13 protein-coding genes are annotated in these 13,400 nt (G+C 66.1%); 9 read left to right on the forward strand and 4 right to left on the reverse strand.

Annotated features, from left to right (window positions below; all coding sequences use genetic code 11):
• Positions 1–75: 75 nt before the first annotated feature.
• The 4 genes from QSU92_RS09295 to dnaA all read right to left on the reverse strand — a co-directional run bounded on the left by QSU92_RS09295 (position 76) and on the right by dnaA (position 4,948).
• Positions 76–573: a DciA family protein gene (locus tag QSU92_RS09295; protein ID WP_289261124.1), complete on the reverse strand. Its 498-nt coding sequence runs from the start codon at positions 571–573 to the stop codon at positions 76–78.
• Complete coding sequence (gene recF, locus QSU92_RS09300) at positions 566–1,822, reverse strand: DNA replication/repair protein RecF (protein WP_289261125.1); 1,257 nt, start codon at positions 1,820–1,822, stop codon at positions 566–568. Before recF ends, QSU92_RS09295 begins: the two co-directional genes overlap by 8 nt.
• 51 nt (positions 1,823–1,873) lie before the next feature.
• Complete coding sequence (gene dnaN / locus QSU92_RS09305; RefSeq protein WP_289261126.1) at positions 1,874–3,025, reverse strand: DNA polymerase III subunit beta; 1,152 nt, start codon at positions 3,023–3,025, stop codon at positions 1,874–1,876.
• Between the two features lie 471 nt (positions 3,026–3,496).
• Positions 3,497–4,948, reverse strand: coding sequence for a chromosomal replication initiator protein DnaA (dnaA, locus tag QSU92_RS09310; protein WP_289261127.1), 1,452 nt, complete (start codon positions 4,946–4,948; stop codon positions 3,497–3,499).
• Between the two features lie 326 nt (positions 4,949–5,274).
• Here dnaA and rpmH point away from each other — a divergent pair, with 326 nt between their 5' ends.
• From rpmH to QSU92_RS09355, 9 genes are all read left to right on the forward strand, one after another.
• Positions 5,275–5,412 (forward strand): 50S ribosomal protein L34, encoded by a 138-nt coding sequence (gene rpmH / locus QSU92_RS09315; RefSeq protein WP_124292004.1) that lies wholly within the window; start codon positions 5,275–5,277, stop codon positions 5,410–5,412.
• An 8-nt stretch (positions 5,413–5,420) separates the two neighbouring features.
• Entirely contained in the window at positions 5,421–5,756 is a 336-nt protein-coding gene (gene rnpA, locus QSU92_RS09320; protein ID WP_289261128.1) for a ribonuclease P protein component, read from the forward strand.
• Positions 5,756–6,112 (forward strand): membrane protein insertion efficiency factor YidD, encoded by a 357-nt coding sequence (gene yidD / locus QSU92_RS09325; protein ID WP_289261129.1) that lies wholly within the window; start codon positions 5,756–5,758, stop codon positions 6,110–6,112. Before rnpA ends, yidD begins: the two co-directional genes overlap by 1 nt.
• Positions 6,113–6,120: 8 nt before the next feature.
• Complete coding sequence (yidC, locus tag QSU92_RS09330; RefSeq protein WP_289261130.1) at positions 6,121–7,167, forward strand: membrane protein insertase YidC; 1,047 nt, start codon at positions 6,121–6,123, stop codon at positions 7,165–7,167.
• Between the two features lie 30 nt (positions 7,168–7,197).
• Positions 7,198–7,707, forward strand: coding sequence for a Jag family protein (locus QSU92_RS09335; protein ID WP_289261131.1), 510 nt, complete (start codon positions 7,198–7,200; stop codon positions 7,705–7,707).
• Positions 7,673–8,359 carry a 16S rRNA (guanine(527)-N(7))-methyltransferase RsmG gene (rsmG, locus tag QSU92_RS09340; RefSeq protein ID WP_422880371.1) on the forward strand — a complete coding sequence of 229 codons (687 nt, stop codon included), beginning with the start codon at positions 7,673–7,675 and terminating at the stop codon, positions 8,357–8,359. Before QSU92_RS09335 ends, rsmG begins: the two co-directional genes overlap by 35 nt.
• Positions 8,360–10,849: 2,490 nt before the next feature.
• Positions 10,850–11,809, forward strand: a complete 960-nt coding sequence (locus QSU92_RS09345; protein ID WP_289265867.1) for a ParA family protein — start codon at positions 10,850–10,852, stop codon at positions 11,807–11,809.
• Positions 11,809–12,846, forward strand: coding sequence for a ParB/RepB/Spo0J family partition protein (locus tag QSU92_RS09350; RefSeq protein ID WP_289261133.1), 1,038 nt, complete (start codon positions 11,809–11,811; stop codon positions 12,844–12,846). Before QSU92_RS09345 ends, QSU92_RS09350 begins: the two co-directional genes overlap by 1 nt.
• 58 nt (positions 12,847–12,904) lie before the next feature.
• Positions 12,905–13,252 carry a tryptophan synthase subunit alpha gene (locus QSU92_RS09355; RefSeq protein ID WP_289261134.1) on the forward strand — a complete coding sequence of 116 codons (348 nt, stop codon included), beginning with the start codon at positions 12,905–12,907 and terminating at the stop codon, positions 13,250–13,252.
• Positions 13,253–13,400 lie beyond the last annotated feature (148 nt).

Genomic DNA, 13,400 nt, shown 5'->3' on the forward strand with positions numbered 1-13,400 from the left:
CAAGCGGACGACTCGTTTGACGCCTCTACGCCGCTGTGGCGGCATGAAATGCCTTCGGACGGGATCGGACGTGGCTCAACCGTAGGTATCGCGCGGACCGCGCCCTGGAATGGCTCTCGGACCCCATTTCCAGGAGGGGACGTCTGGTCCGATGAAACGGATGGACTCCACGCCCGCTTCGGGATACCTGCGAACGATCTCCGACAGGATGTGCGCGCGCATCAGCTGCAGCTGCTTGGCCCACGCCGTCGAGTCGGCCTGGACTGTGAGGATGCCTCGGTCGAACGCGACCGGGCGGGTGTGCTGCGCCGTGTTCTCACCGGCGACCTCGTTCCACGTGCGCACCACATCTTCGCGGGACAGCTGGGGCTCCCACCCCGCCTGTCGGGTGAGATCGGCGAGCACATCGGCTACGCCGTGGGGATCGCGCCCCGGCGCGAACGGCTGATGCGCCTCATCCACATCGCGCGTGCGACGGCGACGACGCAGTGCGCGGGGCGAGGGATCGAGGCCGCGCAGGCGCAGGTAGGTGGCGATCGTCTCGGGGACCGAGTCGGCGTCTGCCTCAGTCATGCGCGTTGCTCTCATCGCCCGGCACGACACCGATGACCGCCGGCGCCGGCGGCTCGGACTCGTCGGAGTCGAGGATCTCCCCGGCCTCGACCCGCAGCGTGTGCGCGCGTAACGCGCCGGGCACATCCGCGCCCACGGCGGCCGTGACGATCACCTGCTCGAATCCCGAGGTCAGCTCGGCCAGGCGCCCCCGGCGCCCGGTGTCGAGTTCGGCGAAGACATCGTCCAGAATGACGATCGGGTCGCCGAGCTGCGAGTCGGCCCGCAACAGCTCGGCTGACGCGAGACGCAGCGACAACGCGACCGACCACGATTCGCCGTGCGATGCGTAGCCCTTCACGGGCAATCCGCGCACCCGGAGGACGAGATCGTCTCGATGCGGACCCACCAGGGTGACGCCCCGGTCGAGTTCGGCTGAACGCCGCGCGGCCAGCGCCGTGCGGAACTGCGCGATCACCTCGGCGGCGGCGGGGACGGTCGCGGGAGCCGCATCCGTCCTCGTCTCGTCCGCCGCAACGGCGTCGTCGTCGTCGGAATCGGGATCGGACTCACGTGAGAACGACAGCGCCCACTCGAGCTCGGGACGGTGATCCTCACCCGCGATCGCGCGGTACGCCGTTGCGACGGGCGGGGTGAGATCAGCTGCGAGCGCGATCCGCGCACGGACGATCTCGGTTCCGAGGGTCACGAGCTTGTCGTCCCACACATCGAGCGTGGAGAGCGCCTCACCCTTGAGCCCCCGGGCGCGCGCTGATTTCAGCAGCGCGGTGCGCTGCTTGAGCACGCGGTCGTAGTCGGCGAGGACTCCGGCCATGCGCGGGGCCCGCTGCACCAGCAGCTGATCGGCGAAACGCCGTCGCGCCGACGGGTCGCCGCGAACGATCTGGAGATCCTCGGGTGCGAACAGCACCACCTGCGCGTATCGCGGCAATTCGGCCGTGCGCACGGAGGTTCCGTTGACCCGCGCCTTGTTGGATCCCTGGCGATTGACCTGCGCTTCGAGCTGCACCCGACGCTCGCCGTGGGCAAGGCGTGCACGGACGATCGCATACTCCGCCCCGTCGCGCACCATGGGTGCATCACTCGAGACCCGGTGCGACCCCAGAGTGGCGAAGAAGGCGATCGCCTCGACGAGATTCGTCTTTCCCTGCCCGTTCTTGCCGACGAAGACGTTGGGACCGGGGAGCAGAGCCAGGTCGACGGCCGCATAATTGCGGAAGTCGGCCAGGCTCAGGTGCTCGACGATCACCGTGACAGCCTAGTTCGACGCGCCGACGTCGATCCGGGGACTTCGATCGACTCAGCGCAGCAGCAGGTTGGGCTGCAGCAGATACTTGAACGACTCCGCACCGCCCTTGTCGACCGAGGTCTGAGGGGTGATGAGCACCGGGCTGAGCTTGTTGGCGTTCTCGCTGGAGGTGAAGGTGATGCGCGCGAACTCGCTGCGCACCGCACCCAGCGACTCGAGAAGGTACTGCGGGTTCAGGCCCAGCGTCACGTCGTCGCCGACCAGGGTTGCATCCACCGACTCGGTGGCGCGGGCCTGCTCGGTTCCCGAAGCATCCATGGCCACCCCTTCGGATGTGAAGGTGAACCGCAGCGGAGCGGAGCGGTCGAGCACGAGGGAGACACGGCGAACGGCTTCGGCCAGCTCGGCGGTGTTGACCACGGCGTGATGCTCGGTCTGCTCGGGGAACAGCCGTCGCACGGGCGGGAAGTTGCCCTTGATCAGCAGCGAGGTCACCGTCTTGTTGCCGGCGGTGAACGCGATGATCTCCCGGTCGCCCGCACCCGAGAAGGCGATCGAGATGTCGCCTCCGTGCGCGAAAGTCTTCCCGACTTCGGTCAGGGTGCGCGCGGGAACGAGCGCGGTGGTGGTGTCATCGGATGCTGCGGAGCCGCCATCCCACGGAATCTCGCGCAGTGCCACGCGGTACCGGTCGGTCGCCACGAGGCTCAGCCGAGTGCCCGTGACTTCGAGCTGCACACCCGTGAGCACGGGGGTGACGTCGTCGCGGGATGCCGCGAAGGCCACCTGTGCGATGGCGGTCGCGAAATCCTCGGCCGGGACGAGACCCGATTCGCCCGTGACCTCGGGGATCGCGGGGTACTCCTGCACCGGCATCGACGACAGGGTGAAGCGCGCAGAGCCGCAGGTGAGGAGGATCCCGCCGTCATCCTCGACCGCGATCTGGATCGGGGCGTTCGGCAGACGGCTGGCGATCTCGGACAGCAGCCGTCCGTGTACCAGGATCGTGCCGGGCTCGTCGACCGTCGCCTCGATGGTCGTGCGGGCCGACGCCTCGTAGTCGAATGCGGACAGCGACAGCCCCGACTCGCCCGCCTCGATGAGGACGCCCGCCAGAATCGGCTGCGGATTGCGCTGCGGAAGGAGCTTCACCACGAATGACACGGCTTCGCTGAACACATCGCGATTGACGTGGAACTTCACGGGTGCTCCCTCGACGTCGGGCTGGGCCTTCTCATGCTAGTAGTCGGCCTCGCCCATGCTAGTGCCCGCATCGAGCGGCATCCGGACGGGTCTTCCGTGCCGGCCGATCCTGTGGAGGTGATCGGATGAGCTTTCTCCAGATCTATTTCCGTCATCTTGTTAACACCTGTGGAATCTGTGGAGAACTCGGTGGATGTCACTCGGCACACGGAAACTACACGCGTGTGAGATGTGGAGCAGCTGCGGACGGGGCGTGAACAGTCGGAGCGCCGACGCGGTGTTGTCCACAGTTCTCCACAGGTGAATGCCCGGCGTGCACAGTGATTCCGCAGGGCTGGGGAGTTATCCACAAGTTTTCCACACTGTGAGGAAACGGATAATGGCGCCGCCTGCGGGCTCGTGTCAAGCACGAATTCCGGCATACACCGACGGACGACGCCGCATCGCATGCGGGCAGTGGGATCGATCGGGTCAGCGCCCGCTGCGTCCGAGCTGCGTGGTGATCTCCGTCACCTGGTTGTAGATGGAGCGACGCTCTTTCATGAGGTCGCTGATCTTCTTGTAGGCGTACATCACGGTCGTGTGATCGCGATTGCCGAAGAGCTGGCCGATCTTCGGCAGAGACAGATTCGTGCGCTCGCGGCAGAGGTACATCGCGATCTGGCGCGCCGTCGCCACCGCCTGGGATCTGCTCGAGCCGTACAGGTCGTCGACGGTCAGTTTGAAGTACTGCGCGGTGGCCGTGATGATGTCCGTCGGCGAGATGATGTTCGCGTCGTCCTGGTCGACGATGTCGCGAAGCACGGTCTGAGCGAGAGACATGTCCAAGCTCGAACGGTTCAGACTCGCGAATGCCGATACCCGGATGAGGGCGCCCTCGAGCTCGCGGATGTTGCTGGAGACGACGGTGGCGATGTACTCCAGGACCTCGTCGGGAATGTGCAGCCGCTCGGACTGCGCCTTCTTGCGAAGGATGGCGATGCGTGTTTCGAGGTCGGGCGCCTGCACGTCGGTGATGAGGCCCCACTCGAACCGGCTGCGCATGCGGTCTTCGAAGCCGGTGAGGTGCTTGGGGGGCACGTCGCTCGTGATCACGACCTGCTTGTCGTGGTCGTGGAGGGTGTTGAACGTGTGGAAGAAGGCTTCCTGCGTCTCGGCACGCCCCTGCAGGAACTGGATGTCGTCGATCAGCAGGATGTCGACATCGCGATACCTGGCCTGGAAGGCCGATCCGCGGTTGTTGGCGATCGAGTTGATGAAGTCGTTCGTGAACTCTTCGCTGGAGACGTATCGGACCTTGATGCCGGCGTACAGGCTGATGGCATAGTCGCCGATGGCATGCAGCAGGTGGGTCTTCCCCAACCCGGAGTCGCCGTAGATGAACAGCGGGTTATAGGCCTTCGCGGGAGCCTCGGCCACGGCGACCGCCGCGGCATGGGCGAAGCGGTTGGACTGACCGATGACGAAGTTGTCGAAGGTGTACTTGGGGTTCAAGCGGGTGTCGGTACGGGAGCCGGATGCCGGCTCGACGGGCTCTTCCCGCGGAGAGCGGATCGGCGTGAGCGTCGCGGTGACCGTCGGCGCTGAGCCGTTGGTCTCGCCGGATGATGTCGCGACGGAAGGCGCCGACATCGGAACATCCACCAGGTCGGGGTTCACCACCACACGGAACGCGCTGGCTGCCGGGTTGCCGTCGACGTCGACACGGGAGAGGGCCTCGAGGAGGGGGGCGCGCATGCGCTTGTTCACCTGTGCCGCAGTGAGGTCGTTCGGGACGTCGAGGTACAGCGTTCCGCCGATGACACCCTGTGGCACGGCGAGGTTCAGGAACCCGTGGAGCTGCGGGGTGACGCGTTCGTCCGACGCGAGGATCTCCATGACCGCAGGCCAGAACGGTACATCTGGTGCGTCCTGCTCGGCCATGTGCCCCCCGGGTGAGATTCGCGGTCCCAGGCCGTGCGGAGTCGACACGCCGGGCCTGTGGATAACTGCCGGAGCCACGCTAGTCAGCGCGGGTCGCGGGAGCAAACTCCACTGTATGGCCCGGCGGCGTGTCGTGCCACCGCCGAAGTACGTCACACTGGTAATGCGGCGAGGGGCCCGGAGGGCGGGTCGGTTTGAGTTCTCGGGCATCTCGACGTAGCCTTAGTCGGTTGACTTATGCCCTCGTGGCAGTCCCCGTAACGTCGTCCCCGGTCCTCCAAGGGTAGAACCCCGTCCCGGTGACACCTGATCCGGAGTTGATCTCTATGAGCAAGCGCACCTACCAGCCCAACAACCGTCGCCGGGCCAAGAAGCACGGCTTCCGCGCCCGCATGCGCACCCGCGCCGGCCGCGCCATCCTCTCGGCTCGCCGCTCCAAGGGGCGCACCGAGCTCTCCGCTTGATCTGACCGGTGCTCGCGCGGTCGCATCGGCTCACCCGCGGTTCGGACTATAAAGCTGTCGTCCGCCGGGGGCGTCGCTGTGCAGGCGCCCACACCGTCACGTACTCGATGCGTGCCGCCGACGCCGATGCGCCTCGTTTCGGGTTCATCGTGAGCCGCCAGGTCGGGGGTGCGGTCGTGCGCAACACCGTTCGGCGACGACTGAAGGCAGTGTGCGCAGAGGCGTTGCCCGATGTCGACGAGGGGCGTGACATCGTGATCCGTGCACTCCCCAGCGCGGCGACCGCGACCTTCGCCGACCTTCGCGCCGAGGTCACCCGGTGCCTGTCTCGGCAGGTCGCGTGATGAGCGTCTTGCCGGCATACGCCCGTGGCGAGGCGCACTTCGACGCATCCGCTCTTCTCTCTTCTGTGCCGCTGCTTCCCCGCAACGCCCTTCTCGGTCTTCTCCATGCCTACCGTGCGACGATCTCCCACACGTACGGTGATGTGTGCAAGTACTACCCGTCTTGTTCGGCCTACGCGGTCGGTGCGGTGCAGCAGCACGGCGCCGTCGTCGGGACGGCGATGACGGCGGCGCGGCTTGCACGCTGTCATCCGTGGGCGAAGGGCGGCGTCGATGACGTTCCCCTCCGTCCCGACTTCCGTCACGGCATCACCCCTCACGGCTTCGTCGTGGCTGCCACCCCTGGAAAGGACTGATCCGTCACATGGATCTCATCGGCATCATCCTCTGGCCCCTGAAATGGGTGGTCGAGCTCGTGCTCGTCGCATGGCACGCCCTCTTCACCGCGGTGGGGCTTCCGCCGGCCGACGGCATCACCTGGGTGCTGTCGATCGTCGGTCTCGTCATCGTCGTGCGCGCGGCGCTGATCCCGCTGTTCGTCCGACAGATCAAGAGCCAGCGGAAGATGATGGAAATTGCTCCTGAACTGCGAAAAGTTCAGGAGAAGTATCGCGGCAAGCGCGACCAACTCTCTCGCGAGGCCATGAGCCGCGAGACCATGGCGCTGTACAAGAAGCACGGCACGACGCCTGTCTCGAGCTGTCTGCCGCTCCTCGTGCAGATGCCGATCTTCTTCGCGCTGTTCAGCGTGCTCAACGACGTGACCCGTCATGCCGATGCCGGAATCGGCGGCGTCGGGCTGCTCAATGCCGAGCTCACGCAGCAGTTCTACGACGCCAAGCTCTTCGGTGTGGCCTCGCTGCACGAGACCCTGATCAACGCGTTCGAATCGAACAACATCACGGCGATCGTCATCCTGCTGACACTCGTCGTCCTGATGATCGTCTCGCAGTTCTTCACCCAGCTGCAGATCATCTCCAAGAACCTGTCCCCCGAGGCCAAGACCGGCCAGGCGTACCAGATGCAGAAGATCATGCTCTACGTCCTGCCCTTCGCCTTCGTCTTCTCCGGCGTCTTCTTCCCGCTGGGTGTGGTGATCTACTGGTTCGTGTCGAACCTGTGGACCATGGGTCAGCAGTTCCTCGTCATCCGTGAGATGCCGACGCCCGGTTCGGACGCGGCGAAGGCACGCGAGGAGCGGCTCGCGCGGAAGGGCAAGGCCATCGATTCGTCGGGCAAGGTCGTCCCGATCGAGAAGTTCCAGGCCGAGCAGCAGCGTCTGCTCGAGGAAGCGGAGCGGGCGAAGGCGACGCAGCCCAAGCGTCAGCAGCCGATGAGCAAGCAGCGAGCCAAGAAGCAGCAGCGCCCCAACTCGCAGGCGGGGCAGAAGCCCGATCCTGCGGCCAGCTGATCCCCGACCCTCCCCCGCGAAGGAAATCCCATGTCTGACGTCGCGCCCGTTGACGCACGCCCGCTCCGCGAAGAGCCGTCCGTCGAGCAGCTCGAGGAGGAGGGCGATATCGCCGCCGACTTCATCGAGGGTCTGCTCGACATCGCTGACGTCGATGGCGATCTGACTCTGGATGTCCGCGGCGGCCGTCCGTATGTGTCAGTGGAGGGCGATGATGGGGAATCGCTTTCCCTGCTCTCGGACCCCGACACAGTCCAGGCCCTGCAGGAGTTGACGCGTATCGCGGTGCAGAATCGCACGGGTCGGCTGTCGCGTGTGATCCTCGACGTCGGTGGTTCCCGGGACGCGCGTCAGCGTGAGCTGGAGAAGCTGGTGGACCGGGCGATCGCGCGCCTGGACGAGGGTGCGACGCAGGCGTCTCTCCCAGCCATGTCGAGCTACGAGCGAAAGCTCATCCATGACATCGTCGCCGAGCGTGGCCTCGTCTCGGAGTCGTACGGCGAAGGTGCCGATCGTCACACCGTCATCCGACGTGGTTGACGAGAGCGTTCCACGTGAAACCCCGGTGACGGTCGAGGCCGAGCCGGCGGCTGCCGTGTTGCTGTTCGGGGGCGAGATCGATCGTGCTCGGCGGTTCACCGAGGCGCTGGCGCAGCACGGCGAGGAGCGGGGCCTGATCGGTCCGCTCGAACTCCCCCGGCTGTGGACGCGCCATGTCCTCAACAGCGCCATCGCCGCACCGTTGTTCCCGGCCGGACGAGTCGGTGACGTCGGCTCCGGCGCGGGTCTTCCCGGATTGGTCTTGGCGATCATGCGTCCGGACATCCAGTGGGTGCTCATCGAGCCGATGGAGCGCCGTGTGGCCTGGCTGTCCGAGCAGGTGGAGGAGCTGGGGCTGACGAACGTCGACGTGGTGCGTGCGCGCGCGGAAGAGTGGTCGGAGGGTGCGACTCTCGACGCCGTCACAGCGCGTGCGGTAAGTGCTCTCCGTACTCTGTTGCCTCTGACTGCTCCGCTGGTGCGCGATGGTGGCGAGCTGATCTTCCTCAAGGGTCGGAACGCGCAAGCCGAGATCGAGGCGGCGACGAAGCAGCTACGGAAGTTCCATGTCGTGGATGCGCACGTCGAACTCCTGGGCGAGGGCGTGCTGTCCGAGCCGACACGCGCTCTGCGCGCTCGCATCTCCCGCTGACCCACGTCGGTGTGGACGTTCGGCTGGTGTTGCCGGCCGAGACCTTGACATGACCCTGTATCGACGGGGTTTCGGGGCGGTGACGACGGCACCACTGAGCCGCACCGCGGCGGTTGACGAGCGGCGGACACCGCTCGCCCGGCGCTGTACGGGCGCTGGGCGCTCCGCTCAGGTGAGTGGTGGCGCGGGAGGCTGCGCTTCTATGTGGAGCCCTTGGTTCGACGGTGTGCCCCGATGATTCGGGTGCCCCAGCCGCGGGCCGCCGGGCTCCGAGCCGCGGAGATGGAGCGGCACCGGATGCCGATCCTCGGCGAGATCGAGGAGCGCCGAAGACGCGAATCGCGGTGACAGCGTGCGTCGCCGGTGGTTCAGATGTTCACGTAATGCGACGTCTGAGCACCGTATCGAGATCGACCACCTCTCCAGCTGCATTCTCTTCTGCCCGACCGGTGTGGCCGTCGAGTTCTCCACGATTGCGTCTCGGCCGCGTACCCGGCTTCGCGGCGGCGCCATGATCGAGCGTGGCCTCATGTATATCCTCGCCGACACCTCCGCCTCTGTCGGCAGCACGCGAGACCTGGATCAACGTCTCTCGCAGCGCAACGGATGCTTGGGCGTCGCCGCGAGAAACTCCGTTAGGGATGCGATCGAGCGAAGCGGCTCGCGCTGGTAAACGGTCGTCTTGTCGGTAAACGGGCTGAGTCGAGAGCCTTCTCGCTGCGGTGCATCGGCGCTCGTGGATCCGCCCACACGATTGGTCCGGAAATGGGAGGGGCCCTGTCCCCTACCCGGTCACCGGTCGGGTGTGCAGAGAGCTCAGATCGAGGTACGTAGGGGGCCCATGCAGAGATCCGAGCGTTTCACGTGAAACGAGACTCTCGACGCCTCAGCTGCGCCGCATAACTCGAACACCCGCGGGTAAGCAAAGCCGGTGGTTCGGCAGTTCCGACGCGAGGACCGACATGGACGCGCTTAACGCGAGATCCGGTCCTTTGTGCGGCGACCAGACCGTGACCCAAACCCCGCGTCGGGGAGCGCAAGCTTCGATCAGCGAGCGGCTCCGACGCGTGTATCGAGGTCTGTCGTGATTCGCGGGGTCTGAGGTCTCGATACGGTGGCTGCCCCCCCCACACACGCAGTGTTGCGGGATGGGTCGGGACTCCGCGATCGAGAAGCAACGGGGTGCACGGATTGCCGGACTGTTTCACGTGAAACGCTCGTGTACGGCGGACTCATTCAAATCTCGCTTGACTAGCGCGGCATGACCTGCTGTGTCGCGGTGGAGGGATGCCCGCTGAAGTGTGCGTACGAGCTGAGGTCCGAGTACCGCGACGGTGCCCCGTGTCTCGACACAGCGCGGGCGCGGCGTACCCGACCACCGGGGTGGGAAGCGCTGCTGGGTCTCGGAGGTGGCACAGCGTCGATGACGCGCATCGATGTCTCGCGCCGGGCTCGCGGAATACACGTCGCGATACGGAGGCGGATCCGCTCGTCTGACCACCCGAGAAAGCCCCGTCTGCGTCCTACTTATCGAGCGAGGACAGGTGGCTACCGAGAACCGGAATGTTTCACGTGAAACGTGCAGTGCGACAGTGCTGTGCTGTCTTCTATTCACCGACTGGCCCAGAGTCGCCGCTCGGAGCAGGTAGCCGATGAGCGTCGTGGTCGGCGATCACGAGTTGGCGCTTTTCAGGTGGAGGATGGGTGTCGAAGAAAGGCCGGTACCCCCGCTCGTCCACCGTGGGCCAAGCGGGGAGTTCCAGCGTGCGGGAGGTACCGGTCGCAGGCAACACCGAGGTCGCTGGTGTTTCACGTGAAACATGCGCGATGACGCAGCAGATGCTCTGCCTGAGCGACCGCTGGCGTTATGCGTGAGGCAACGGTGGTCGGTGACGCTGGAGGCAGGTACCTAAGTGCAGGAACGAGCCGCGTCAACGCGGGTCACGATAGAGCGGCGGCGCCGTCCTCTCGATCGCTTTGGACGATCGTCAGACCTCTGGGGATAAGCCGCGCCGGAGCACGTGTGGGCAGCAGCAGCGTTACACGTGAAACGTCGGCTTCGACATGCGAGCCGGGCGGCGTCGTCCTCGACCGTATGACATGCGGCGGGCGCAGCGAGCAGAGCCGCAGACCGCGTATCAAGCGCCCGAAGTGTTTCACGTGAAACGCATGGTCTCCATGCATCGACGTTCCGTCGTGCCCAACCTTCGTCAGGGGATGAAATGCCCGGCTTCGGTGATCGAGTGGTGCGGGTGCGTATCTCGACACGCGGCTTGCTGCCGTGAGACGTGGGTCTCGATCTGGTGGCTGCGCCGCGTCCTCGACTGCCGACACGGCGCGGGTGAGGTCGCGGTACCGCGGAGCGCCGATTGCGTAGCACGCTGCGACGCGTTTCACGTGAAACGCCGCCCCGATGCGGTGGCGCACGACGGGTGCGCAGCGGTGGGGCGTCCGGGAATGTCAGCGCTGGCGATTAGAGTTGAGCGAGTGATGAACGAAGCGAGCGGAGCGTTTCACGTGGAACACGCCGAAGACCGGACGCCCGCAGCATCCGTCACCTTCGACGACACACCCCTTGCTCGCGAACTCGCCGATCTGTCGGCTCGTCGCCGGCGGCTGGAGGGGGTGGACGTCCAGTTCTCGGGGAAGACCCGAGTCTTCACCGTCGCTAACCAGAAGGGCGGCGTCGGGAAGACCACGACGACGGTGAATCTCGCCGCTGCCTTGGCATCGCTTGGCGCGCGCGTGCTTGTCATCGACCTTGATCCTCAGGGCAACGCCTCGACAGCGCTCGGAGTTCCGCACGACGCGGACACTCCGAGTATCTACGACGTGCTCATCGACGATTTCCCGCTCGCCGACATCATCCAGACGAGTCCGGAATCCGATGATCTCCTCTGCGCACCCAGCACGATCCACCTGGCCGGCGCCGAGATCGAGCTCGTTTCCCAGGTCGCCCGGGAGCACAGACTCCGCACCGCAGTCGACGATTTCCTCGCTACGACCACCGAGCGCCTCGATTTCGTCCTGATCGACTGTCCGCCCTCACTCGGGCTGCTGACGATCAATGCGTTCGCGGCCGGGCACGAGCTCCTCATCCCCATCCAGTGCGAGTACTACGCGCTCGAGGGATTGAGCCAGCTGCTCGGCACGGTGCGCATGATCCAGAAGCACCTCAATCCCCGACTGCATCTCTCGACCATCATGCTGACCATGTACGACGGGCGTACCCGTCTGGCGCAGCAGGTGGCCGAAGAGGTGCGACAGCACTTCCCGAAAGAGGTGCTGCAGACCGTGATCCCGCGCTCTGTCCGCGTGTCGGAGGCGCCGAGCTTCGGACAGACGGTCATCGCCTACGACGGCCAGTCCGCCGGCGCGGTCGCTTACCGCGAGGCAGCGGTGGAGGTACTCCGCCGCGAGAGCACGACCCAGCATGAAGGAGACGCCTGATGGCGAAGCGCACAGGACTCGGACGCGGCATCGGCGCGCTGATCCCCACCAGTGAACCCAGCGAGGCGCGGCCCGCCGACGTCTTCTTCGCCCGAAGCGCGGTCGCCGTCGAGGAGCGCCCGGTTGCGTCGCCGGAAGCTGAGCCGGACACCGATACGGCAGCTTCGTCGCACAGCAACGGGAGCTCCCCGGCCACCCCGGACGACGAGACCGCGAACCTCGTGGCCGTGCCGGGTGCTCGCCTCGTGCAGGTCGATCCACACGCGATCGTCCCGAACCCTCGGCAGCCCCGGACGCACTTCGACGCCGACGATCTGGCGGAGCTCGTACACAGCGTGCGGGAGTTCGGCGTCCTGCAGCCGGTCGTCGTCCGCGACCTCGGCGACGGCTCCTACGAACTCATCATGGGAGAGCGACGCACCCGCGCAGCGCGCGAGGCGGGCCTGGCCACCATCCCCGCTGTTGTGCGTGACACGTCCGACGAGCATCTGCTCCGCGATGCCCTCCTGGAAAACCTTCACCGATCGCAGCTGAACCCGCTCGAGGAGGCATCTGCGTACCAGCAGCTTCTCGAGGACTTCGGCATCACCCAGGAGGAGTTGGCGGCCCGTATCGGACGGTCGCGGCCGCAGATCAGCAACACCATCCGTCTGCTCAAGCTCCCCGTACCGGTCCAGCAGCGCGTCGCCGCAGGTGTGCTGAGCGCAGGCCATGCTCGCGCCATCCTCTCCCTCCCTGACGATGACGCGATGCAGCGTCTGGCCGACAAGATCGTCAACGAGGACCTCTCGGTGCGGGCCGCGGAATCGGCTGCGAAGCTCACGGACGCCGGTCTGATCCGCTCCTCACGCCCGAAGGCCGGCGCACGACGCGGCCACCTCGACGAGCTCGCGGAACGGCTCGGAGATCGCCTCAACACCCGCGTGAAGATTTCGTTGAACGCGAGAAAAGGCCAGATCAGCATCGATTTTGCGAGCATCCAGGATCTCAATCGAATCCTGTCCGAGCTGGGGGAAAACGGGTACGGCGACAGCTGAATCCACAACCTCACGCTGTGCGGAGCCGAGTATCAGCGAGGACACGTACGCTGGTCGAGTGACATCCCAGGACCGCTCACCCCGCCGCCGCGCCAGCCTCGAACTCCTGCGCGCGGAAGCCTCGGACGAGCTATCCGTCATCGTCGCCGAGCGACTCCGCGGGGGCGAAGACCCTTGGGACTTCATGGAGGATCTCCCGACGGTGGACGAACTGGTGGTCTTCACCCTCCGTGCCGAGCACATCGAAGCCAATGGCGGCGTTCGACTGAACGCCTCGCGTCACTACCGCGTCCTCCGTCAGATCGCGCTGGACTACCCGCCGCTCACTCGGGCGGTGTGGCGACTCCTGGGAACCGACACCCCCTATCGTCGCTGGGACGCGGCGGTTCAAGCTGACGCCTCTTGAGCAGTGCCGCGCACGGCTGTCGCGCGGTCATGCCGTGTGCGGCATACAGCCCGCTGACGCTCGACGAATACGGCGTCGCTGACCCTTGAACGACGAGAGCCCCGGTCCGCCACGTCGAGCGGGGGACCGGGGCTCTCAAGCGGAGAAC

The sequence above is a fragment of the Microbacterium sp. ET2 genome (genome assembly GCF_030347395.1).
GTDB classification, from domain to species: Bacteria; Actinomycetota; Actinomycetes; order Actinomycetales; family Microbacteriaceae; genus Microbacterium; species Microbacterium albipurpureum.

Excerpts from the sequence above, each read along its gene's own strand:
- QSU92_RS09295 (WP_289261124.1), bottom strand. The coding sequence starts at position 573 with ATGACTGAGGCAGACGCCGACTCGGTCCCCGAGACGATCGCCACCTAC.
- dnaA (WP_289261127.1), bottom strand. The coding sequence starts at position 4,948 with ATGGCCGAGCAGGACGCACCAGATGTACCGTTCTGGCCTGCGGTCATG.
- rpmH (WP_124292004.1), top strand. The coding sequence starts at position 5,275 with ATGAGCAAGCGCACCTACCAGCCCAACAACCGTCGCCGGGCCAAGAAG.
- yidD (WP_289261129.1), top strand. The coding sequence starts at position 5,756 with ATGAGCGTCTTGCCGGCATACGCCCGTGGCGAGGCGCACTTCGACGCA.
- yidC (WP_289261130.1), top strand. The coding sequence starts at position 6,121 with ATGGATCTCATCGGCATCATCCTCTGGCCCCTGAAATGGGTGGTCGAG.
- QSU92_RS09335 (WP_289261131.1), top strand. The coding sequence starts at position 7,198 with ATGTCTGACGTCGCGCCCGTTGACGCACGCCCGCTCCGCGAAGAGCCG.
- QSU92_RS09345 (WP_289265867.1), top strand. The coding sequence starts at position 10,850 with ATGAACGAAGCGAGCGGAGCGTTTCACGTGGAACACGCCGAAGACCGG.
- QSU92_RS09350 (WP_289261133.1), top strand. The coding sequence starts at position 11,809 with ATGGCGAAGCGCACAGGACTCGGACGCGGCATCGGCGCGCTGATCCCC.